At 74.8% G+C, this 22,196-nt stretch carries 21 protein-coding genes; 20 read left to right on the top strand and 1 reads right to left on the bottom strand.

The annotated features are described in order from the left end of the window. Positions 1 to 144: 144 nt before the first annotated feature. From OG994_RS13510 to nusB, 17 genes are all read left to right on the top strand, one after another. A complete protein-coding gene (locus tag OG994_RS13510; RefSeq protein WP_328853454.1) occupies positions 145 to 1,851 on the top strand; it encodes a glycosyl hydrolase in 1,707 nt (568 codons plus the stop codon). A gap of 218 nt (positions 1,852 to 2,069) precedes the next feature. Further along, entirely contained in the window at positions 2,070 to 4,013 is a 1,944-nt protein-coding gene (locus OG994_RS13505; RefSeq protein ID WP_328853716.1) for a hypothetical protein, read from the top strand. A gap of 76 nt (positions 4,014 to 4,089) precedes the next feature. Next, positions 4,090 to 5,691 (top strand): lipopolysaccharide biosynthesis protein, encoded by a 1,602-nt coding sequence (locus OG994_RS13500; RefSeq protein WP_328853453.1) that lies wholly within the window; start codon positions 4,090 to 4,092, stop codon positions 5,689 to 5,691. A gap of 2 nt (positions 5,692 to 5,693) precedes the next feature. Then, positions 5,694 to 7,040 (top strand): O-antigen ligase family protein, encoded by a 1,347-nt coding sequence (locus tag OG994_RS13495; RefSeq protein ID WP_407942584.1) that lies wholly within the window; start codon positions 5,694 to 5,696, stop codon positions 7,038 to 7,040. Then, on the top strand, positions 7,037 to 8,599 hold the full coding sequence (locus tag OG994_RS13490) for a lipopolysaccharide biosynthesis protein (protein ID WP_120328676.1): 1,563 nt from the start codon (positions 7,037 to 7,039) through the stop codon (positions 8,597 to 8,599). Before OG994_RS13495 ends, OG994_RS13490 begins: the two co-directional genes overlap by 4 nt. A 6-nt stretch (positions 8,600 to 8,605) precedes the next feature. Continuing rightward, a complete protein-coding gene (locus OG994_RS13485) occupies positions 8,606 to 9,508 on the top strand; it encodes a sulfotransferase domain-containing protein (protein WP_192902138.1) in 903 nt (300 codons plus the stop codon). Further along, complete coding sequence (locus OG994_RS13480) at positions 9,505 to 10,755, top strand: hypothetical protein (protein WP_328853452.1); 1,251 nt, start codon at positions 9,505 to 9,507, stop codon at positions 10,753 to 10,755. Before OG994_RS13485 ends, OG994_RS13480 begins: the two co-directional genes overlap by 4 nt. A 123-nt stretch (positions 10,756 to 10,878) precedes the next feature. Beyond that, on the top strand, positions 10,879 to 11,358 hold the full coding sequence (locus OG994_RS13475; RefSeq protein WP_328853451.1) for a UDP-N-acetylglucosamine--LPS N-acetylglucosamine transferase: 480 nt from the start codon (positions 10,879 to 10,881) through the stop codon (positions 11,356 to 11,358). 83 nt (positions 11,359 to 11,441) lie between these two features. Further along, the gene (locus tag OG994_RS13470) at positions 11,442 to 12,053 is read left to right on the top strand and encodes a glycosyltransferase (protein ID WP_328853714.1); all 612 of its coding nucleotides are present in this window, start codon (positions 11,442 to 11,444) and stop codon (positions 12,051 to 12,053) included. Then, the gene (locus tag OG994_RS13465) at positions 12,050 to 12,970 is read left to right on the top strand and encodes a glycosyltransferase family 2 protein (protein WP_328853450.1); all 921 of its coding nucleotides are present in this window, start codon (positions 12,050 to 12,052) and stop codon (positions 12,968 to 12,970) included. The genes OG994_RS13470 and OG994_RS13465 overlap by 4 nt, the downstream gene beginning before the upstream one ends. A gap of 26 nt (positions 12,971 to 12,996) precedes the next feature. Then, the gene (locus OG994_RS13460) at positions 12,997 to 13,653 is read left to right on the top strand and encodes a class I SAM-dependent methyltransferase (RefSeq protein ID WP_120328670.1); all 657 of its coding nucleotides are present in this window, start codon (positions 12,997 to 12,999) and stop codon (positions 13,651 to 13,653) included. A gap of 79 nt (positions 13,654 to 13,732) precedes the next feature. Continuing rightward, the gene (gene aroC, locus OG994_RS13455; RefSeq protein ID WP_120328669.1) at positions 13,733 to 14,911 is read left to right on the top strand and encodes a chorismate synthase; all 1,179 of its coding nucleotides are present in this window, start codon (positions 13,733 to 13,735) and stop codon (positions 14,909 to 14,911) included. Then, positions 14,908 to 15,429, top strand: coding sequence for a shikimate kinase (locus tag OG994_RS13450; RefSeq protein ID WP_120328668.1), 522 nt, complete (start codon positions 14,908 to 14,910; stop codon positions 15,427 to 15,429). Before aroC ends, OG994_RS13450 begins: the two co-directional genes overlap by 4 nt. A gap of 64 nt (positions 15,430 to 15,493) precedes the next feature. After that, on the top strand, positions 15,494 to 16,573 hold the full coding sequence (gene aroB, locus OG994_RS13445) for a 3-dehydroquinate synthase (protein ID WP_328853449.1): 1,080 nt from the start codon (positions 15,494 to 15,496) through the stop codon (positions 16,571 to 16,573). Further along, positions 16,570 to 17,001, top strand: coding sequence for a type II 3-dehydroquinate dehydratase (gene aroQ, locus OG994_RS13440; protein WP_120328666.1), 432 nt, complete (start codon positions 16,570 to 16,572; stop codon positions 16,999 to 17,001). The genes aroB and aroQ overlap by 4 nt, the downstream gene beginning before the upstream one ends. 169 nt (positions 17,002 to 17,170) lie before the next feature. After that, on the top strand, positions 17,171 to 17,728 hold the full coding sequence (gene efp / locus OG994_RS13435) for an elongation factor P (protein ID WP_120328665.1): 558 nt from the start codon (positions 17,171 to 17,173) through the stop codon (positions 17,726 to 17,728). Positions 17,729 to 17,751: 23 nt separating this feature from the next. Next, complete coding sequence (gene nusB / locus OG994_RS13430; RefSeq protein ID WP_192902146.1) at positions 17,752 to 18,162, top strand: transcription antitermination factor NusB; 411 nt, start codon at positions 17,752 to 17,754, stop codon at positions 18,160 to 18,162. Positions 18,163 to 18,382: 220 nt separating this feature from the next. On the opposite strand, the gene bldD is transcribed toward nusB, so the two are convergent. Next, positions 18,383 to 18,871 (bottom strand): transcriptional regulator BldD, encoded by a 489-nt coding sequence (gene bldD / locus OG994_RS13425; RefSeq protein WP_013285505.1) that lies wholly within the window; start codon positions 18,869 to 18,871, stop codon positions 18,383 to 18,385. A gap of 287 nt (positions 18,872 to 19,158) precedes the next feature. Here bldD and pyrR point away from each other — a divergent pair, with 287 nt between their 5' ends. The 3 genes from pyrR (at position 19,159) to OG994_RS13410 (ending at position 22,180) form a co-directional block, all read left to right on the top strand. After that, entirely contained in the window at positions 19,159 to 19,743 is a 585-nt protein-coding gene (gene pyrR, locus OG994_RS13420; RefSeq protein ID WP_328853448.1) for a bifunctional pyr operon transcriptional regulator/uracil phosphoribosyltransferase PyrR, read from the top strand. Further along, complete coding sequence (locus OG994_RS13415; protein ID WP_120331262.1) at positions 19,740 to 20,666, top strand: aspartate carbamoyltransferase catalytic subunit; 927 nt, start codon at positions 19,740 to 19,742, stop codon at positions 20,664 to 20,666. The genes pyrR and OG994_RS13415 overlap by 4 nt, the downstream gene beginning before the upstream one ends. A gap of 236 nt (positions 20,667 to 20,902) precedes the next feature. Continuing rightward, a complete protein-coding gene (locus tag OG994_RS13410; protein WP_328853447.1) occupies positions 20,903 to 22,180 on the top strand; it encodes a dihydroorotase in 1,278 nt (425 codons plus the stop codon). Positions 22,181 to 22,196: the final 16 nt, after the last annotated feature.

The raw sequence follows: 22,196 nt of genomic DNA, 5'->3' as shown, positions 1-22,196 counted from the left end.
CCGCCCGGCCGTCCGGGACGGGCCACTGTGGGCTCCCTTAGCCGGGGTTCAAGACGCGCTTAGGCGGCCCGTGCCCTGTCCGCGACACGCCGCGAAGGTGGTTACGCTGCTCTGCGTAGACGCAACGGACACAGGGAGTTGCCCGTGGTCAGGCGTGGACTGCACCGACGTCCCCGGACCGGCGCCGGCCGGCGCCGGGTCGCCGCGCTCGGCGCACTGGCCGCGGCGGTGGTCGCCGGCGTCGTGGCGACGATGCTGCCGCTGGTGGCCGCGGACGACGTGTCGATCCGGGCCGTCGCGGACACCACGGCCACCACCGTGCCGGAGGACGGGGACAACGCCGTCCGGACCACCCTCGCCACCTGCCCCGCCCGGTGCGACGGCAACCCCCGGGGCGGCCGCGACGCCGTGATCCGGTTCGCGGTGACCACGCTGCCCGCCACCGCCGTCAACGTCCGCGCCACTCTCCGGGTGTACGCCTGGGGGGCGTTCGCGGCCACGGTGACCGCCCACGCGTCCCCGGTCGACGCCGCCGCGGCCCGCCCGGCCCCGGCGCCACCGGGCCCCGCCCTGGACCGCGTGACCGGTGTCCGGCCCGGCTTCAACGAGTGGGACGTCTCCGGCCTGGTCACGGGGAACGGCACGGTCACCGTGTCGCTGGCGCAGACCGGCCTGGAGACCCGGATCTACTGGGCGTCCACGGAGAACCGCGACCCGGACCTGCGTCCTCGACTGCTCGTCACCTACGACGTGGGGGACCCGCCGTCGCCCGCGGCCACGACCCGCCCCGCCGTTCCACCGTCGCCCAGCGCCGCCCCGGCGCGGCCCGCGCCGGAACCGTCCCCCACCGTCGAGGCGACCACGGCCGCGCCACGGCCCACGCAGAGCCCGCCCGCCGGCCCGACCGGCTGCGGCGAGGTGTCGGCGAAACTCGTCCCCTCCTGCGGCGCCTGGTGGGGCATGTACGCGCCGGCCAGCGCGGCGATCGGCTGGGACCACGGCCGCGCCGTCGACGACGTGGAGGCGCAGGTGGGGCGGCGATTCGACATCGTCCACCGCTACCACGACTTCTCCAACACCGGCAGCAACGGGGCCTTCCCCGACGTGTACGAGCGCCGGCAGATGCGCGAGGGTCGCCTGCTCTTCTTCGCGTGGGAGTCCCGCATCTTCTCCAGCGGCACGGTGCTGACCTGGGCCGATGTCTACGGCGGACGGTACGACGCGACGATCGACGCGGTGGCGGCCCGGATCCGCGACACCGGTGTTCCCGTGTTCCTCGGCTTCGACCACGAGCCGGAGGACGAGCCGGCCAAGGGCAGCGACGCCGACTTCGTCCGCGCCTGGCGGTACGTCCACGACCGCTTCGCCGCGGCCGGGGCGGACAACGCGGTCTGGGTCTGGACGATGATGGGCTGGTCCGGCCACTACGACCGGTACGCCGGGCTGTACCCCGGCGACCGGTACGTCGACTGGGTGGCCTACGACCCGTACAACTTCCACGCCTGCAACGGCAGCCGGGTGTGGAAGAGCCCGAGCGAGACCATCGGCCCGTTCTACCGCTGGCTCGACGAGCACGGCATCGGGGCCGGCAAGCCGCGGATGCTCGCGGAGTTCGGGACCAACGTCGACGCCGCGGACCCCACGGCCAAGCGGCGGTGGTTCGAGGAGTTCCCGGCCGCCCTCAAGGCCCACCCGAAGATCAAGGCCGCCGTCTACTTCAACTCCGCCGGCATGACGACCACGACCGCGACCTGCGACATGACGATGAACCACGACGCCTCCGCGCTGGCCGGGTTCATCCGCGCCGGCCGGGACGACCACCTGAGGCAGCCGACGCCGGGGAGTCGCTGACCGCCGGTCCGTGGTCGCCGGTCCGTGGTCGCCGGTCCGTGGTCGCCTGTCCGTGATCGTCGGAAGAGTCGGACATCCGACTTCCGTTCGTCGATCGGCCAATCGGCGGATATCGCGGACCGTGGTCGACGGGGCACGCTACGCGAGGTCTGGATCCACCTTGGAGGCGCAGCGTGCCCGAACTCCCGTCCGCCCGGCGGCCCGCCGGACGACTTCGCATCCGGGCGGGGGTGGTCGCACTGGCCACCGTCGCCGCGGTGCTGACCGTGCCGGCGACGTCCGCCGCGGCCGCGGTCCCCGCCCCGCAGCCCGGGACCCTCGTGTCGGCGGACCCGGCCGACGCCACGCCGCACGCGAGGGACGGGGAGACGCGCGCCTTCGCGCAGATCGGGGACACGGTCTTCGTCGGCGGCAGCTTCACGCAGATCCGCCAGACCGCCGCTTCCGCGTGGATCGCCCGGCCCTACCTCTTCGCGTACGACCGGCGCACCGGGGCCATCTCCACGACCTTCCTCCCGGCGCTGGACGGTGCGGTCAACTCGCTGGTCGCCGGCCCGGGCGGGACGCTCATCGTCGGCGGCGCCTTCAAGAACGTCAACGGCGTGTCCCGCAAGAACCTGGTGGCACTGCACCCGGGCACCGGGGCCACCGTCGCCGGCTGGGTCGGCCGCTCCGACGGCGGGATGATCCGCGACATGGCCCTGCACGGCAACTGGCTCTACGTGGCGGGGGCCTTCAACTGGCTCAACGGCGCCGCGCACTCCGGGCTCGGCCGGCTCGACGCCACCACCGGCGCCGTCGACCCGACGTTCACCGTCGACGCCACCGTCGGCCGGCACGGCACCGGGTCGTACGCCTGGACCATCGACCTCACGCCCGACGGCCGCACCCTGGCCGTCGGCGGCAACTTCACCTCCGTGGACGGCCTGCCGCGCAACCAGATGGCGCTCGTCGACGTGACCGGCACCCCGACCGTGCTCGACTGGAGCACCGAGAAGTTCGTGGCGCCCTGCGCCTCGCCCGCCACGTTCGTCCACTACGTGCAGGACGTGGAGTTCGGCCCGGACGGCAGCTGGTTCGTGGTGGGCACCAACGGCGGCGCGGGCTGGCCCGCTGCGTACTGCGACGCCCTGGTCCGGTTCGAGACCGGCGCCCGGGGCGCCGGGCAGCTGGGCACCTGGGTGAACTTCACCGGCAACGACACCATCACCTCGGTGGAGGTGGCCGACAACATCATCTACCTCGGTGGGCACTTCCGCTGGCTGAACAACCCGAACGCGAGCGACGCGGCCGGGCCCGGCGCGATCGACCGCCTCGGCATCGCGGCCGTCACCCCCGCCACCGGCCTGCCGGTCAACTGGAACCCCGGACGTCGCGGCAGCGACACCATGCCTCCCGGCACCAGCACCTGGGGTTCGCAGCTGCCGGTGCTCTGGCGGGGCAGCGACGGCCTCTACTTCGGGCACAACTCCGACGGCATGGGCCGCGAGTACCACGGCCGGCTCGGCATGTTCCCGCTCGCCGGCGGGCGGACCATCACGCCCAAGAACCCGCCGACCGCGACCACCGGCCACCTCTACCTCGGCACGGCCGAGGGGCAGCTCGCGAAGGTGCCGTTCGACGGGGCGGCGCTCGGCGCGCCGACCACGGTCAGCCAGCCCACCTACACCGGGGCCGGAGCGACCTGGCGGGTGAGCGACCGCATCTACTGGTCGCACCTCGTCCCCGGCACGCCCACCGGCAGCCGCCTCGACATCTCGATGTTCAACGGTGGCGCCATCGGCGTGCCGTGGGAGTCGTCCGGCTACAACGACTGGTTCAACCCGGCGGCGATGACCGGCGCGTTCTTCCTGGACGGCCGCCTGTACTACACCCGCGCCGGCGCCAACGCCCTCTACTACCGCTACTTCGAGGTCGACGGCAACTACCTCGGCGCCACCGAGTTCACCCTGCCCACCACGGGCATGACGTGGTCGTCCGTGCGGGGCATGGCCTGGGTCGGAGGCCGGATCGTCTACGGGGCCACCGACGGCGCGCTGCGCAGCGTGCCGTTCGACCCGGCGGGCGCGCCGGCGGTGAACGGGGCGGCCGCCACGACGCTCGCGCCCGCGACCGCCGCCCTGACCTGGTCCACCCCCCGGATGTTCTTCTCCGTGCAGTGACGGTCTCACCGTCCGTGACCACCCCTCGGTAGTGTGCTCCTGGTCGCAGACATCGACGACAGACGGTGGATCCTCCATGACTGACGCATCCGACGGCCGGCCCGCCGACGCCTCCGGCGGCCCACCGGCGCGCACGCTCACCCTGGCCGACCTGCTCCGCGTCCCGCTGCACCGGCTCCGCCTGATCGCCGCGACGGCCGGGGTGGGCCTGCTCGCCGCGGTCGGCTACGTGCTGGTGGCGCCGCCGATGGTCACCGCCAACGCGGTGGTGGCCGTGCGGCCGGTCGTCACCGACGCGTTCACACCCAGCGGCGCGGCCGCCGACCGGGCGGTGAACATGAACGTGGAGAGCGGCATCGCCACCGGCACGGAGGTGGTGCGGAGGCTGGCCGACGCGAACGGCGGCGACCAGCGCGACGTGCGGGACGCGCTCACGGTCGAGGTGCCGACCGGCGGGCAGATCCTGCGGTTCGCCTACCGCGCCCGCTCCGCCGACCAGGCCGTCCGGAGCGTCAACCTGGCGGCACAGACCTACCTGGACGTACGCCGCGGCATGTACGAGAAGCAGCGGGCGGAGATGCTGCGCTCGTACGACGACAGCATCGGCAGGGTCACGGCGCAGCAGGGCGCGTTGCAGCGGCGGATCGCCGGTGCCCGCGACGGTGCCCTCGACGCCGCGGTCGCCGAACTCGCCGGGGTCAACAGCCAGCTCACCCAGCTCAACTCGGCGCGTACGGAGATCGCCGCGGTCGACGTGAACCCCGGCTGGGTCACGCGGACGGCCGAGCGCGCCCTGGTCTCCTCCGGCGGGAAGCGCCCCCTCTACCTGTTCGCCGGCCTCCTCGGTGGGGCGCTGATCGGGGTGGTGCTCGCGTACGCGTGGGAGTCGGTGGACCGCCGGGTCCGGTCGGTGGCGGACGGCCGCGAGGTGAGCGGGTTGCCGCTGCTGGGCACCGTCCGGCACCAGTGGTCCCGCGGCGGGCACCGGGCCGTCGAGGCCGACCTGCGCTACGTGGCCATGGCGATCGCCGAGCGCGTCCGGCAGCCCGCCCGGGTGACCCTGCTCGCCGCCCGGGAGGACCCGACCCTGCTCGCGGCGGGCCTCGCGACGGCGCTCGCCGTCGAGGGGCGGGAGGTGTTCGTGGCCGACGACAGCGGCCGCGTCGAGCGGCTGCGGGCGGCCGTGCTCGCCGACGAGGTGCGGGTGCCCACCGTCGTCGACCGGAGCCGACCCGCCGTGCCGAGGCCACGCCCGTCGGGCGCGACGGTGCTCGGCGGCCCGACGGCCGAGCCCGTGACGTCACGGCGGCCGTCCCCGCGCCCGCCCGGCGCCGCCCCCTCGGTGGAGGTGGACCCGACACTCACCCTGTCCCGGCTCGGGACCGCGCGCGACGGTCGCAACGGCCGGGTGGTGAGCGTCGAGGCCGTGGTGGTCGGCCTCGGCAGCGTCCGGTTCGGCAGCTGGCGGCAGGGCGCCGACCACGGCCTGGTGCTCTACAACGCACCGCCGGCGGAATCCGACCCGCGCGGCGTCGTCATCGCCCGCCAGGGCACCGCCGTGGTCGTGGTGGAGCGGGACCGGACCCGGCAGAGCGATCTGCGGCGGCTCGTGGACCGGCTCCGCACGGCCGGCGTCACACCGCTGGGCTTCGTGCTGACCCACAACGGCTGGGGCTGACGGTGCCCGCCACCCGCGCCCCGGCCACCTGCGACCCGGCCGGGGAGCGCCCGCCCCGGCCGCCCGAGCCGGTCCCGCACCGGCCGCCGCTGCTGCCGCTGTGGCCGCTGGCGGTGATGTTCGGCCTCGTGCCGCTCTGGTGGCTGGCGGGCGCGTTCTACCTCGGCTGGTCGCTCCTCGGCGCGCTGCTGTTCGCGCTGCTCGTGGTCCGCGGCCGGGTGCCGCTGCCACCGGCCACCGGGCTCTGGCTGCTGTTCCTGGCGCTGGTCGTGGTCAGCGCCACCCGGCTCACGTCGTCCGGATCGGTGCCGGCGTTCGGTCTGCGGCTGGGCTTCTACGTCACCGCGATCGTCGTCGGCGTCTACGTGTACGCCCTCGCCCGCGAACGCGCCGATCCCGCGGCGGTGCTCGTGCCGCTGTGCGCGTTCTGGCTCGGACTGGTCGCGCTGGGCTGGCTGGGACTGCTGGCGCCGCGGCTCGCGCTCACCACGCCGACGGAGCTGCTCCTGCCCGCCGGTGTGGTCGCCGACTCCTACGTGCAGGACCTGGTCCACGTCGCGACGACGGAGTACAGCCAACGGTCCCTCGACCCGATCTTCCGGCCGGCGGCGCCGTTCCCGTACACCAACAACTACGGCAGCGCGTACGCCATCACCCTGCCGTGCGTGGTCGCGTACACGATGCTGCGCGGGCGCGGCGCCCTGCGCTGGGTGCTGCTGGCGTCCCTGCCGCTGTCGCTGGCGCCCGCGTTCCTCACCCTCAACCGGGTGATGTTCGCGAGCCTCGGCGTGGGGCTCGCGGTGCTCGGCGTCCGGGCGGCGCTGCGGGGGAACGTGCGGGTCGGCGCGTCCGTCGTCGGCGTGCTCGTCATCGGCGGCCTCGCCGCGCTGTTCATCCCGGTGGCCGAGCTGATCGGCGACCGGGTGCGGACCACGGACACCAACAGTGACCGGGCCTCCCTCTACGCGGAGGTATTGCGCCGCATCGGGGACTCGCCGTGGCTCGGCTACGGCGCGCCGGTCAACGCGGACACCGTCTCCGCGCAGGCCCCGGTCGGCACCCAGGGGCAACTCTGGATGGTCCTGTTCAGCCACGGGATCCCCGCGCTGCTCTGCTTCGTGGCGTGGTTCGTCGTGGCCGCCGTCCGCTGTCGCCGGGCCCGCTCGGCGGCCGGGCAGTGGCTCGCCGTGGTGCCCGTCATCTGCCTGGTGCAGATCCCGTTCTACGGCATGGCCAGTCCGAACCTGGCCGTCGCCTTCTTCGCGGTCGCCTTCGCGGTGGCGCTCACCGAACGGGAGACCGCCCCCGCGCCGCCCCGCACCGGACGTCTGGGGGCGGTGCCGGCATGACGGTGACCCGGCCGCCGGCCGAGGGCACGGCGGAGGCGCGGCACAGCACCCGCAGCGGCGTCGCCGGTCTGCTCGGCGCGGCCTGCAACGGCCTCTTCGGCTTCCTGCTGGTGGTGGTCATCACCCGCGGCTACGGCACCGCCGGCGCCGGCGCGTTCTTCGCCGCCGTCGGCGTGGTCACCATGACCGCCGCCCTCTGCACCCTGGGCGCGGAGACCGGTCTGATCTGGGCGCTTCCCCGGCGCCGTGGGGGCAGCGAGGGAGACCTCGCCCGGGTGCTGCCGGTGGCCCTCTTCCCGCCGCTGGCCGTGGCCGCCGCCGTCGGGACCGCCGGGATCGTCGTCGCCGACTCGCTGGCGCCGCGCCTGCTGGACGACCCCGGCGCCGACGGCCCGGCCCTGCTCGCGGTGAGCTTCGCCGCGGTGCCGCTCGTGGTGGCGATGACGCTCCTGTTCGCCGTGCTGCGCTGCGTCCGCCCGATGCGCGCGTACGTCGCCGTGCAGTCCGTCCTGCTGCCGGCCGCCCGTCCGGCGCTGGTCGGCGCGGTGGCCCTGGCCGGCGGCAGCGTGCTGGCGGGCGTGGTCGGCTGGCTGCTGCCGGCGGCCTGCGCCGTCCTCGTCTGCGTGGCGCTGGTGGCCGGGCCGCTCGGTCTCGGCCGGGACACGCCGGTACGCACCGTGCGCGCCGACTGGTCGGCGTTCTGGCGGTTCGCGCTGCCCCGGGCCGGTTCCGCGGCGATCGACGCCAGCGTCGTGTGGGTGGGCGTGCTGCTCACCTCGGTGCTGGCCGGGCAGGCCGACGCCGGCGTGTTCGGGGCGGTCGGTCGCTACATCCTCGCCGGGCAGCTCGCCCTGCACGGGCTGCGGGTGGCGGTCTCGCCGCAGCTGTCCCGGCTGCTGGGCCGCGGCGAGCGCGGGGCCGCGGCGGCGGTGCACCGGCGCCTCACCGCCTGGGCGCTCGTGCTGTCCTGGCCGGTCTACCTGCTGCTGGCCGTGTTCGGGCCGGCGTTCCTGCAGCTCTTCGGCCCCGAGTTCGCCGCGGGCGCCACGGCGATGACGGTGCTCGCGCTGGCCATGCTCGTCAACACCGGCGTGGGCAACGTGCAGAGCCTGCTGCTGATGGGCGGGCGCAGCGGGCTGCACCTGGCGGCCACGCTGGCCGGCCTGCTGGTCACCGTCGCGCTGGGCCTGTGGCTGATCCCCGGGCACGGCGTGACCGGCGCGGCGCTGGCGTGGGCGGCCGGCATCGCCACGGAGAACCTCCTCGCCTTCGCCTGCGCCCGGGCGGTGGTCGGCGAGCCGTTGGTCGACGGGGCGCTGCGGCGCGCCGCCGCCGGGACGCTCGCGGCCGTCGGGGTCGCCGCGCTGGCCGGGCTGCTCACCGCAGGGCGGGGCATCCCCGGCCTCGTGGTGGCGCTCGCCGTCCTGGCGGCCGGCTGCCTCGGCGCGTCCGCGCTGCCCGGGGTGCGTCAGCGCGTCCGGGCAACCGTGAGTCAGATCCGCGGGCGGGACGGGGCGTCGGCGGACGCCGCCCCGGCCCTCGCGACGAAGGGCAGGTGAGATCCGGTGCCGTCCATGCGGGACCGCGTGAAGCAGTTCGTGCCGACCCAGGTGACCAGCCGGGTGCGGGAGTCGCTCGTGGACTACGGGGTGCGCACCAGCGACCGGCGGCCGCTGCCGGACTTCCTCATCATCGGCACCAAGCGGGGCGGCACCACCTCGCTGTGGAACTACCTCATCCAGCACCCGCTCGTGCCCCGCCTCTTCCCGGCGTGGAACACCAAGGCCACGCACTACTTCGAGGAGAACTGGCGGCGGGGCGAGGCGTGGTACCGGTCGCACTTCCCGACCGTCCGGCAGCGGGCGGCGTTGGAGAGCCGGTTCGGCGGACCGGTGCGCGTCGGCGAGGCCGCCCCGCTGTACATGTTCCACCCGCTGGCGGCGCAGCGGGTCGCCGCGCTCATGCCGTCGGTGCGGCTCGTCGTGCTGCTGCGCGACCCGGTGGAACGGGCGTACTCGCACTGGAAGGAGCGGCGTACGCACGGCGTCGAGCCGCTGGACTTCGCCGCGGCGCTGGCCGCCGAGGAGGCGCGGACGGCGGGGGAGCGGGACCGGCTGATCGCCGAGCCGGAGTACCACAGCCAGCGGTACGACTGGTACAGCTACCGGGCCCGGGGCCGCTACCTGGAGCACCTGGAGCCGTGGCTGGAGCGGTTCGACCGCAGCCGCTTCCTCTTCCTGCCCAGCGAGGACCTCTACCGCGACGCCCGGGCGGCCTACCGCCGGACGCTGGAGTTCCTCGGGCTGCCCCCGTTCGACCTGCCCGACTTCCGGGTCTACAACGACCGCCGGTCCGCGCCGCTGGAGCCGACCCTGCGGGCCGAGCTGACCGCGTACTACCGGCCGTTCAACGAGGCGCTGCGGGGGCGGCTCGGCGTGGACCTCGACTGGCCGGACCGGGTGTCGTGACGGCTCCCGCGTCGCGTGACCCGCGCTCCCGTACCGACGGGCTCGGCTGGGTGACCCGGGCGCTCTTCGGCGACGACCGGGTCGCGGTGACCGTCGGCGGCGCGGCGCCGGCCGGTCACCGGGTGGCGGCCCGGTACGCGGTCGTCCCGTCGGTCTCCCGGGCCCGGTTCCTGCTGCCGCTGGGCGCGCACCGGGCCACCGCGGCGTCGCTGCTGGCCTACAACGCGCTCCGGCCGCCGACCGTCCGCGCGGTGCGGGCCGCGCTCGGCGGGCTGTCCCGGATCGGGGCCGCCGGCCGAGTGTTCCCCACGCTCACCGTCTCGGTGCCGGCCGGCGTCCCTGCGGCGGAGCTGCTGCTCACCGCGCGGCTCGCCGAGGCGCTGGGCGGCGGGCCGCTGCACGCCGGCTGCGGGGTGCGGCCACCGGACCCGAACCACAAGCCGACCCTCCAGCTCTTCACCGCCGACGGCCGGCCCCGCGGGTACGCGAAGATCGGCTGGAACTGCGCCACCCGGCCGCTGGTCACCGTCGAGGCCGCGGCGCTGCGCGCCCTCGCGGGGCTGGCCGGGGTGCCCGACCATCCGGCGACGCCCCGGCTGTTGGCCGAGGTGGACTGGGCGGGGCAGCGGATCGCCGTGGTGGAGCCGCTGCCGCCCCGGGTCCGGGGGGTGCCGACGAGCGACCCGCCCCGGATCGCGGCGCTGCTCGCGGTGGCGCGGCGGGGCCGCCCGCCGGCACCGCCCCGGCCGCTGGCCGGCTCGCCGTTCCTCGCCCGGCTGGCCGCCGAGGCGGCCCGGGCGGACGCCACCGGCGTGCGCGGGCGGGCCGTCGCCGCGGTGGCCGCCCTCGAGCGGCGGCACGGTCCCACGGCGGTCGAGTTCGGCCACTGGCACGGCGACTGGGTGCCGTGGAACCTCGGCCGGCACGACGGCGGGCTGGTGGCCTGGGACTGGGAGCACAGTGGACGGGACGTCCCGGTCGGCTTCGACCTGGCGCACGACGCGTTCCAGCGGGCCCTCGTGCTGCGTGGCGAGCCGGCCGCGGCCGCCGCGGCGCAGGTCGACGCCCAGCTCGACCGGTACGGCGACCGGATCGGGCTCGGACCGGCGCAGCGCCGGGCGGTGGCCGACGCGTACCTGGTGGAGATGTGGCTGCGCACCTGGCGGCTGGCCGACGCCGGGGCCGGTTGGAACCCCGCCCTGCATCCCGTACTGCTCGATGTGATCGAGAAACGACACATTGGCTGATCCCGGCGAATCGGCACGCCGAGAGGCGTTGACCCGCGCCGAAGAGTGACGGAAGAATTGCTGCTCGTGACGACGGGGGTACGTCCCGGCAAACGCCCGGTGTGACGACGTGTGGGGAGTCGCGTGGACGCGAACATCGAGGACGGCGGGCCTCCCGTCCTGCTGCTGGTCGGATCCAGCGGCGGCCACCTGGCCCAACTGCTGGCACTGCGGCCCTGGTTCGAGAAGTGGCACCGGTGCTGGGTCACCTTCGACACACCGGAGGCCCTGTCGCTGCTCGACGGCGAGGACGTGACCCCGGCCCACCACCCGACGACCCGCAACCTGCCGAACCTGCTGCGCAACACGGTGCTCGCCTGGCGGGTGCTGCGCCGCCGGCGGGTCGCCGCCGTGGTCACCACGGGCGCCGGCGTCGCCGTGCCGTTCGTCGTCCTCGCCCGGCTGCGTCGCATCCCGACCGTCTACATCGAGGTGTACGACCGCATCGACACCCCGACGCTGTCCGCCCGGCTCTGCCGGCCGTTCCTCTCGGCCATGCTCGTGCAGTGGGACGAGCAGCGGCGCCAGTACCCGGAGGCGACCGTCGTGGGGACGCTGCTGTGAACGGGGAGGCGAGCGCCGGCACGGCGCCGGCCCGCCCCGCGCCCCACGGGCCCCACCCGGTCGGCCGGCCGGATCCGGGACGGGTGCCCCGGCAGCGCGACCGTGCCGAGGCCGCCCGGCTCCAGCTGCTGGTCGCCGTCGGCACCGACCGGCACCCCTTCGACCGCCTGCTCGGCTGGTTGGAGGAGTGGCACGTCGAGACCGGCGACCGGGTGGGCCTCACCGTCCAACACGGACACACCCGGGCCCCCGCGGTGCCCGGCGCGGTGCCGTTCCTCGGGCACGACGCGCTCCAGGCCGCGATGGCCGACGCCGACCTGGTGGTGTGCCACGGCGGCCCGGCGACGATCCTGGAGGCGCGGCGGCACGGGCACCTCCCGATCGTGGTCCCGCGGGACCCGTCCCGGGGCGAGCACGTCGACGACCACCAGCAGCTCTTCGCCCGCCGGCTCGGCGCGGCCGGCATGGTGGCCCTGTGCGAGTCCCAGGAGGAGCTGCGCCGATCGCTCGCCACCGGGCTCGCCGACCCCGCCCGCTTCGCCGTGGCCGCGGACGCGCGGGGTCACGACGCGCAACGGGCGGCGGTGGCCCGGGTCGGGCAGATCGTCGACGATCTCGTCGCCACGGCGGCCCGGCGGCGGGCCTGGTGGCGGATCTGGGGCCGGCCGGTGCGTGACGCAGGGGGTCACCGGTGAGCGCGGCGCCCACGGTGAGCGTCGTGGTGCCCACACGGGACCGGCCGGAGCTGCTCCGCGCCGCCGTACGGGCCATCCTCGGCCAGGACCACCCCGGCGCCGTCGAGGTGGTGGTCGTCCACGACCAGTCGGAACCGGACCACTCCCTCGCCGAGCTGTCGCGTCCCGACCGGCGGGTCCGGGTGATCCGCAACGAGCGGACCCCGGGGCTCGCCGGGGCGCGCAACTCGGGCACCCTGGCCGCCGAGGGCGACCTGATCGCGTTCTGCGACGACGACGACGAGTGGCTGCCCGGCAAGCTCGCCGCCCAGGTCGCGGCGCTCGCCGCCGCGCCGGACGCCGAGTTCGCGAGCTGCGGCATCCGGGTCAGCTACGACGGGCGCACCGTCGACCGGGTCCTCGGCGCGACCCGGGTCACGCTGGCCGACCTGCTGCGCGACCGGATGACCGAACTGCACCCGTCGACGTTCCTCATCCGCGCGGCGGCGGTGCGCGACGGGTTCGGGCTGGTCGACGAGGAGATCCCGGGCAGCTACGCCGAGGACTACGAGTTCCTGCTCCGGGCCGCGCGCAGCGCGCCGCTGGTCAACCTGCCCACGCCGTACGTGCTGGTGCGCTGGCACAAGCGGTCCTACTTCGCGCAGCGCTGGGACACCATCTCGGCGGCGTTGCAGTGGCTGCTGAGCCGCTACCCCGAGTTCGCCGGGCAGCCGGCGGGGGAGGCGCGGGTGGCCGGGCAGATCGCGTTCGCCCGGGCCGCCTGCGGGGACCGGCGCGGGGCGCTGCGGTGGGCCCGTCGCACGCTGCGGCGCAACCCCCGGGAGCCCCGCGCCTACCTGGCGCTGGCGGTCGCCGGGCGGGTGGTGCGGGCCGACGCCGTGCTGCGCACCCTGCACCGGCGGGGCCGGGGGATCTGAGCCCGACCGATCGACCGAGGAGTGAGATGACCCTGCACGCGCTCCGGTTCCGCCTCGTGGACTCGCCGACGTCGCTGGGCGCGCGGCGGCGGGCGCGCCGCGCCGCCTGGCTGGCCGACACGTTCCCCGCGCTCGCCGACATGACCGTGCTCGACCTCGGCGGCCGGGTGGAGAGCTGGTCGCGGGCGCCGGTGCGCCCGGCGCACGTGCACGTCGTCAACCTGGAGCCCCTGCCCGCCGAGCTGCCACCCTGGGCGGAGGCTGACCACGCGGACGCCTGCGAGCTGCCCGCCGGGATCCTCCGCCGCCGCTACGACCTCGTGTTCAGCAACAGCGTGCTGGAGCACGTGGGCGGCCACGAGCGCCGCCGGCGGATGGCCGACGCGGTCCGGGCGTTGGCGCCCGCGTACTGGGTGCAGACGCCGTACCGGTACTTCCCGGTCGAGCCGCACTGGGTGGCGCCCGGCATGCAGTTCCTGCCGGTGCCCGCGCGCGTGTTCGTGGCGCGCAGGTGGCCGCTGGCGTACACGCCGGGCAAGTCGTACGAGGCGGCCATGCGGCAGGTGCTGACCACGGAACTGATCGGCCGGGCCGAGCTGCGGTACCTCTTCCCGGACGCCACCATCCGCGGCGAGCGCCTGCTCGGCCTGACCAAGTCGTTGATCGCGGTCCGCCGGCCCTGACCGGCCGCCGCACGTCCGCAGGGCGGGACGGGGCGGGCACCGCACCGGCACGGCCACCGGGCGTGACAGACTTGCCGCTGTGTTGCGCTGGTTGACCGCAGGGGAATCGCACGGACCCGCCCTCGTCGCGATGCTCGAGGGGGTTCCCGCCGGAGTCGAGGTGACCACCGGCGACATCTCCGCCGAGCTGGCCCGCCGCCGGCTGGGCTACGGCCGTGGCGCGCGGATGTCGTTCGAGCAGGACGAGATCGAGATCATCGGCGGCCTGCGGCACGGGGTCACCATCGGCAGTCCTGTCGCCATCCGGGTGGGCAACTCCGAGTGGCCCAAGTGGCGCACCGTGATGGCCGCCGACCCGGTCGACCCGGCGGAGCTGGCCGGGCAGGCCCGCAACGCGCCGCTGACCCGTCCCCGGCCCGGCCACGCCGACCTCGCCGGCATGCAGAAGTACGGCCACACCGACGCCCGGCCGATCCTGGAGCGCGCCAGCGCCCGGGAGACCGCCGCCCGCGTCGCCGTCGGCACGGTGGCCAAGGCGCTCGTGCGGCAGACCCTCGGCGTCGAGATCGTCTCGCACGTGGTGGAGCTGGGATCCGTCGCGGCCAAGCCGGGGCTGCGGCCCCGCCCGGAGGACGCCGCGCGGATCGACGCCGACCCGCTGCGGTGCCTCGACCCGGAGGCCAGCGCGCGGATGGTCGCCGAGGTCGACGCGGCGAAGAAGGCCGCCGACACCCTCGGGGGAGTGGTCGAGGTGCTGGCGTACGGGGTGCCGCCGGGCCTGGGCAGCCACGTGCAGTGGGACCGCAAGCTCGACGCCCGGCTGGCCGCCGCGCTCATGTCCATCCAGGCCATCAAGGGCGTCGAGATCGGCGACGGCTGGCAGCAGGCCCGCTCGCGGGGCTCCGCGGCGCACGACGAGATCATCCCCTCGGCCACCGGCGTCCGGCGGGTCACCGACCGGGCCGGCGGGCTGGAGGGCGGCATCACCACGGGCGAGCCGCTGCGGGTGCGGGCCGCCATGAAACCGATCTCGTCGCTGAACCGCGCCCTGGCCACCGTCGACGTCACCACCGGCGAGCCGGCCACCGCCATCAACCAGCGCTCGGACGTCTGCGCGGTCCCCGCCGCCGCCGTGGTGGCCGAGGCGATGGTCGCCCTCGTGCTGGCGGAGGCGACCATGGAGAAGTTCGGCGGCGACTCCGTCGCCGAGATCCGCCGCAACCTCGCCGGCTACCTGGACGCGCTGGTGATCCGGTGAGCGCCCCGGACCGCAGCAGGCCGGTGTGCGTGCTGGTCGGAGCCCCCGGCTCGGGCAAGACGACGGTCGGCCGGGCGCTCGCCGAGGCGCTCGGCGTGGAGTTCCGGGACACGGACGCCGACATCGAGCAGATGGCCGGCAAGCCGATCCCGGAGATCTTCATCGACGAGGGCGAGGCGCACTTCCGTACGCTCGAACGGGCCGCCGTGGCCGCCGCGCTCGCCGGCTGCCCGGGGGTGCTCGCCCTCGGCGGCGGCGCCGTGCTCGCCGAGGAGACCCGCGCGGCCCTGGTCGGGCACACCGTGGTGCACCTGTCCGTCGAGCTGTCGGACGCGGTGAAGCGGGTCGGCCTGGGAGCGGGCCGGCCGCTGCTGGCGATCAATCCGCGGGCCACGCTCAAGCAGCTCATGGACCAGCGCCGGCCCCTCTACGCGGAGGTGGCCACCGCGACCGTGGCGACCGACGGGCGCACGCCGGAGGAGATCGCCGCCGAGATCGCCGCCCTGCTGAAGGGCTGACCGCCGGTACCCACCAGGTGGACGACGCCGCCCGCACCGGCCCCGCTGGACTAGGCTGCCGGCGATGGACGAGGTGACCCGGATCCCGGTCGGCGGCGAGCGGCCGTACGACGTGCTGGTGGGACGCGACCTGCTCGACACGCTGCCCGGCCTGCTGCCCGGCGCCACCCGGGTGGCGCTGCTGCACGCCCCGCCGCTGAAGGAGCTGGCGGACGCGCTCGGCGAACGGCTGCGGGCCGCGGGAATGACCCCGCTGCCGGTGGAGGTGCCGGACGCGGAGGCGGGCAAGCAGATCGACGTGGCGGCCGCCTGCTGGGACCGCCTCGGCGCGGCGGGTTTCACCCGCTCCGACGCGGTGGTCGGCGTGGGCGGCGGCGCGGTCACCGACCTGGCCGGGTTCGTGGCCGCGTGCTGGCTGCGCGGGGTGCGCTGGGTGCCGGTGGCCACCTCGCTGCTCGGCATGGTCGACGCCGCGGTGGGCGGCAAGACCGGCATCAACACCGCCGCCGGCAAGAACCTCGTGGGTGCCTTCCACCCGCCCGTGGGGGTGCTCGCCGACCTCGCCACGCTCGACAGCCTGCCGGCGGCCGAGCTGGCCGCCGGGATGGCCGAGGTCGTCAAGTGCGGCTTCATCGCCGACCCGGCGATCCTCGACCTCGTCGAGGCGGACCCGGTGGCGGCCACCGACCCGACCGGGCCCGTGGCGCGCGAGCTGATCGAACGGGCGATCCGGGTGAAGGCCGACGTGGTCTCCGGCGACCTGCGCGAGTCCGGGGTGCGCGAGGTCCTCAACTACGGGCACACGCTCGCGCACGCCATCGAGAGGGTGGAGGAGTACCGCTGGCGGCACGGGCACGCCGTGGCGGTCGGCCTGGTGTTCGCCGGCACGCTGGGGCGACTCGCCGGCCGGCTGGACAAGCCGACGGCCCGCCGGCACCGCAGCGTGCTCGCGGCGCTCGGGCTGCCCACCGGCTACCGCGCCGACGCGTGGCCGCGGCTGCTCGACGCCATGCGGGTCGACAAGAAGGCCCGGGGCAGCCGGCTGCGGTTCGTGGTGCTCGACGGGTTGGCCCGCCCCGCGATCCTGGAGGGCCCCGACGAGGAGCTGCTGCACGCGGCCTACCGGGAGGTGGCGCAGGCGTGAAGGTGTACGTGCTGAACGGGCCGAACCTGGGCCGGCTGGGCACCCGCGAACCGGACGTGTACGGCGCGACCACCTACGCGGACCTGGTGGCGCTCTGCGAGTCGACCGGGCGGGAGCTGGGGCTCGACGTCACCGTGCGGCAGACCGACGCCGAGCACGAGCTGCTGGGCTGGCTGCACGCCGCCGCCGACGAGGGTGCCGCCGTCGTGCTCAACCCGGCCGCCTGGTCGCACTACTCGTACGCGGTGCGGGACGCCTGCGCGATGCTGCGCGGCCCGCTGGTCGAGGTGCACATCTCCAACATCCACGCCCGGGAGGAGTTCCGGCACCACTCGGTGGTCTCGGCGGTGGCGACCGGGGTGATCGCCGGGCTCGGCGTCGACGGCTACCGCCTCGCGCTGCACCACCTCGCCGCGCGCGCCGGCTGAGCGCGGTCGGCGCGTACGGGCCGACGGGCTGGGCCCCGGCCGGCGACGCGGGACGGCGATGGGCGAGTGGCGGTCGCGGCGGTGGGCGGTGGCGGTCGGCGCACGGCGGGGGAGGGCGCAGCTTGTAGACTTTCCAGGTCTGTCCGCCAATTCATGATCAAGGCAGGAAATGGCCACCACCAACGACCTGAAGAACGGCCTGGTACTCAACCTCGACGGGGAGCTCTGGTCCGTCGTCGAGTTCCAGCACGTCAAGCCCGGCAAGGGTGGTGCGTTCGTGCGTACCACGCTGAAGAACGTGCTCTCCGGCAAGGTGGTCGACAAGACCTTCAACGCGGGCACCAAGGTCGACACCGCGACCGTCGACAAGCGCACGATGCAGTACCTCTACGCCGACGGCGAGGACTACGTCTTCATGGACCTGGAGACGTACGACCAGATCACCGTCCCCGGCGGCACGGTCGGCGAGGCGGCCAACTACCTGCTTCCCGAGGCCGAGGTGATCGTCGCCACGCACGAGAGCGTGCCGCTCTACGTCGAGCTGCCGACCAGCGTGGTGCTCGAGGTCACGTACACCGAGCCCGGCCTGCAGGGCGACCGCTCCACCGGCGGCAACAAGCCGGCCACCGTCGAGACCGGGGCGACGGTCCAGGTGCCGCTGTTCATCACCACCGGCGAGAAGATCAAGGTCGACACCCGGGACGGCCGTTACCTCGGCCGCGCCTGATGGCCGAGGGTCCCAAGCAGCAGATGCCGGCGCGCCGCAAGGCGCGCAAGCGGGCGCTCGACGTGCTGTTCGAGGCCGACCTGCGTGACCGTCCGCCCGTCGAGGTGCTGGCCGGCTACCTGGAGCGGATCGAGCGGCCCCACCCGGAGCACCTGGGCTACGCGGTGGGGCTGGTCGAGGGGGTGGCCGCGCACCTCGACCGGATCGACGAGCTGATCGCCAGCTACGCCGAGGGCTGGACGCTCGACCGGATGCCCACGGTCGACCGCAACCTCGCCCGGATCGCCGTCTACGAGTTGCTCTACGTCGACGAGATCGACGACGCCGTGGCGATCAGCGAGGCCGTGGAGCTGGCCCGGCAGATGTCGACCGACGACTCGCCGCGCTTCCTCAACGGGGTGCTGGGTCGGATCGCCGAGTACGCCACCCGCTGACGGGTTCCCGCGCCGCGCCGTGCCGGGCGCGGAAGATCACACTCGATCCATGATGTGGTGGCCTCCCGGGTGCCGGGAGGCCACCACATCCGTGTTGTTGGCGCGATCCGGGCGCGCCGACGGTGCGGTCCGGGCGGGCTGGCGACGGGTGGTGTCTACGACGAAGGGCCCGTGCCATACGGCACGGGCCCTTCGGTCGGGTTCCTCGGGCTACTCGGCCTCAGGAGGCGAAGAACGCCCGCGGGTCGGCGACGAGCACGCCGTGCTCGGTGAGCCGCTCGATCAGACCCGACGGCGAGGCGTCGTACACGATCGCGAGGGCGCGCAGGTCGTCGGCGCGGATCGACAGCACCCGGCCGTTGTAGTCGCCCCGCTGCTGCTGGATGGCGCGGGCGTACCGGGCGACGTAGGCCAGGTCCTCGGAGGCCTCGTCGTAGAGCCGCTCCAGGTCCAGGACGATCTTGCTGGTGGGCTCGTGACGCACCCCACTGCCGTCGGGCAGCAGCTCCGAGACGGGAACGCGGTAGAAGTCGGCCAGTTCGGCCAGGCGGGACACCGTGACGGCGCGGTCGCCGCGCTCGTACGAGCCGACCACCACGGCCTTCCACCGCCCGTTCGACTTCTCCTCCACCCCCTGCAGGGACAGCCCCTGCTGCTGGCGGATCGAGCGCAGGCGGGCGCCCAGGGACTTGGCGTATTCAGAGGGCATTCGGACACTCCCAGTGCTGCGGGGGTTCTCCCAGCGATTCGCTACGGAGCGTGACGGTACGGGGATTGCGACACCGGGTCAAGTGGTCGTGACCTTACCGTTGGGGAGCACGGGGGGAGTTATCCCCATTTCGCCGCGCTGATCCGGTGGTCAGTGGCCGGCCGCGGTCAACCCGGTGACCACTGGTAACGTGGCGTGAAGCCTGCGCGCCGGCCGTCCGCGGCCGCGCCGGAGGCGTCCGACGTCCTTTAACGACCCGTCCCGTGAGGCGGGGAAGGAGGTCCGCCGTGGCCTGCCCACCGGCTGCCCAGTCGCCGACCGCGCGACAACCCTCGGTGAAGGTGATCCTCGCCAGCGCCGACGTGCAGCGCGTCATCGACCGCATCGCACACCAGATCCTCGAAAAGACCCAGGGCGCCGCCGACACCGTCCTGCTCGGCATCCCCACCCGGGGCGCGCCGCTGGCCCGGCGCCTCGCCGCCCGGATCAGCACCTTCGAGGACGTCGACATCCCGGTCGGCGTGCTCGACATCACGCTCTACCGCGACGACCTGCGCCGGCACGCGACCCGGGCGATCGGTCCCACCCAGGTGCCGACCGGGGGCATCGACGGCAAACGGGTCATCCTCGTCGACGACGTGCTCTTCTCCGGCCGGACCGTCCGGGCCGCCCTCGACGCGCTGAACGACGTGGGCCGCCCCGCCTCGGTGCAGTTGGCCGTCCTGGTCGACCGGGGCCACCGCGAGCTGCCCATCCGGGCCGACTACGTCGGCAAGAACATCCCGACGTCGTTGAGCGAGAGCGTGAAGGTGACGCTCGCCGAGACCGACGGCGCGGACGGCGTGAAGCTCTACGGAGGGGTCACCGCATGATCCGGCACCTGCTCTCCGGCGCCGACCTCGACGCCGCCACCGCCACCCGGATCCTCGACACGGCCGCCGAGATGGCCACCGTCGCCGGGCGCGAGGTCAAGAAGCTGCCCGCGCTGCGCGGGCGCACCGTGGTCAACCTCTTCTACGAGGACTCCACCCGCACCCGGATCTCGTTCGAGGCCGCCGCGAAGCGGCTCAGCGCCGACGTGATCAACTTCTCGGCGAAGGGTTCCAGCGTCGCCAAGGGCGAGAGCCTGAAGGACACGGCCCTGACCCTCCAGGCGATGGGCGCCGACGCGGTGGTCGTGCGCCACCCGGCCTCCGGCGCCGCGCACCGGCTCGCCGAGTGGGTCGACGGGTCGGTGGTCAACGCGGGCGACGGCACGCACGAGCACCCCACCCAGGCACTACTCGACGCGTACACCATGCGCTCCCGGCTGGGGCGGCTCGCCGGCCTGTCCGTCGCGGTCGTCGGCGACGTGCTGCACAGCCGCGTGGCCCGCTCGAACGTGCTGCTGCTCTCCACCCTCGGCGCCAAGGTGACCCTGGTCGGGCCGCCCACGCTGATCCCGGTCGACATCGCGGCGGCGCTCGCGCCGGACACCACCGTCTGCTACGACCTCGACGCGGTGCTGCCGACCTCGGACGTGGTGATGATGCTGCGGGTCCAGCGGGAGCGCATGACCGACTCCTACTTCCCCTCCGCCCGCGAATACGCCCGGCGCTACGGGCTCGACGGGCCCCGGATGCGGCGGCTGCCCGAGCACGCGATCGTCATGCACCCCGGCCCCATGAACCGGGGCATGGAGATCACGCCCGAGGTCGCCGACTCACCCCGCTCCACCATCGTCGAACAGGTCGCCAACGGCGTCTCCGTCCGGATGGCCGTCCTCTACCTGCTGCTCGGGGGGAACAACGCATGAGCGAGCGTCAGCGAGCGAATCATCGGCACAGTGCGACGGTGCCTCAGGCCGGCGCCGAGCGGAGCGAGGTGGCGGCGTGAGCGAGCGTCAGCGAGTGAATCATCGGCACAGTGCGACGGTGCTTCAGGCCGGCGCCGAGCGGAGCGAGGTGGCGGCGTGAGCGAGCGTCAGCGAGTGAATCATCGACAGAGTGCGGGCGTGCCTCAGGCCGGCGCCGAGCGGAGCGAGGTGGCGGCGTGAGCGCGTACCTGATCAAGGGGGTCAGCCCGCTCGGGGCCGCCCCGACCGACCTGCTGATCCGCGACGGCGTGGTCGCCGAGGCCGGCTCCGGCCTCAGCGCCGCCGGAGCCACCGTGGTCGACGCCGACGGGCTGGTCGCCCTGCCCGGCCTGGTCGACCTGCACACGCACCTGCGCGAACCGGGCCGGGAGGACGCCGAGACGGTCGAGTCCGGTTCCCGGGCGGCGGCGCTCGGCGGGTACACGGCCGTGTGCGCCATGGCGAACACCTCGCCGGTGGCCGATACCGCGGGCGTGGTCGAGCAGGTGTGGCGGCTCGGCCGGGAGGCCGGCCTGGTCGACGTGCAGCCGGTGGGGGCGGTGACCGTCGGCCTCGCCGGCGAACGGCTCGCCGAACTCGGCGCGATGGCCGACTCGGCGGCCCGGGTGCGGATCTTCTCCGACGACGGGCACTGCGTGGCCGATCCGCGGCTCATGCGCCGGGCGCTGGAGTACGTGAAGGCGTTCGACGGGATCATCGCCCAGCACGCGGAGGAGCCCCGCCTCACCGAGGGCGCGCAGATGCACGAGGGGGAGGTCTCCACCCGGCTCGGGCTGACCGGCTGGCCGGCGGTGGCCGAGGAGGCGATCATCGCCCGCGACGTGCTCCTCGCCGAGCACGTGGGCAGCCGGCTGCACGTGTGCCACGTCTCCACGGCGGGCAGCGTCGAGGTGCTGCGCCACGCCAAGGCCCGCGGCGTGCGGGTCACCGCCGAGGTGACGCCCCACCACCTGCTGCTCACCGACGTCCGGGCCGAGACGTACGACCCGGTCTACAAGGTCAACCCCCCGCTGCGCACCGACGGCGACGTCGCCGCGCTGCGGGCCGCGCTGGCCGACGGGGTGATCGACGTGATCGCCACCGACCACGCGCCGCACGCCGTGGAGGACAAGGAGTGCGAGTGGGCGTACGCCCGGCCCGGCATGCTGGGGCTGGAGACGGCGCTGTCGATCGCGCTGGAGGTGCTCGGCCCGCGCTGGGACCTCATCGCCGAGCGGATGTCGCGCACCCCGGCCCGGATCGCCGGCCTGGAGTCGCACGGTGTCGACCCGGCGCCCGGCGCGCCGGCCAACCTCACCCTGGTCGACCCGGCGGCGCGCCGCGTCGTCGAGCCCGGGGAGCTGGCCAGCCTCAGCCGCAACACCCCGTACGCCGGGATGACGCTGCCGGGTCGCGTCGTGGCGACCTTCCTGCGCGGCGAGGCGACGGTTCTCGACGGAAAGGCAGTCAAGTGATCCGAGCGAGGAGCGC

Origin of the sequence: Micromonospora globbae (assembly GCF_036184225.1) — a bacterium.
Taxonomy (GTDB): domain Bacteria; phylum Actinomycetota; class Actinomycetes; order Mycobacteriales; family Micromonosporaceae; genus Micromonospora; species Micromonospora globbae.
Note: the sequence above shows the minus strand (reverse complement) of the source record. Positions and strands in the feature narration are given on the sequence as shown.

Coding starts and splice junctions, on each gene's coding strand:
- bldD (WP_013285505.1), bottom strand. CDS start 18,871: ATGCCCTCTGAATACGCCAAGTCCCTGGGCGCCCGCCTGCGCTCGATC.
- OG994_RS13460 (WP_120328670.1), top strand. CDS start 12,997: ATGACCCTGCACGCGCTCCGGTTCCGCCTCGTGGACTCGCCGACGTCG.
- OG994_RS13490 (WP_120328676.1), top strand. CDS start 7,037: ATGACGGTGACCCGGCCGCCGGCCGAGGGCACGGCGGAGGCGCGGCAC.
- nusB (WP_192902146.1), top strand. CDS start 17,752: ATGCCGGCGCGCCGCAAGGCGCGCAAGCGGGCGCTCGACGTGCTGTTC.
- OG994_RS13500 (WP_328853453.1), top strand. CDS start 4,090: ATGACTGACGCATCCGACGGCCGGCCCGCCGACGCCTCCGGCGGCCCA.
- aroB (WP_328853449.1), top strand. CDS start 15,494: ATGGACGAGGTGACCCGGATCCCGGTCGGCGGCGAGCGGCCGTACGAC.
- OG994_RS13415 (WP_120331262.1), top strand. CDS start 19,740: ATGATCCGGCACCTGCTCTCCGGCGCCGACCTCGACGCCGCCACCGCC.
- efp (WP_120328665.1), top strand. CDS start 17,171: ATGGCCACCACCAACGACCTGAAGAACGGCCTGGTACTCAACCTCGAC.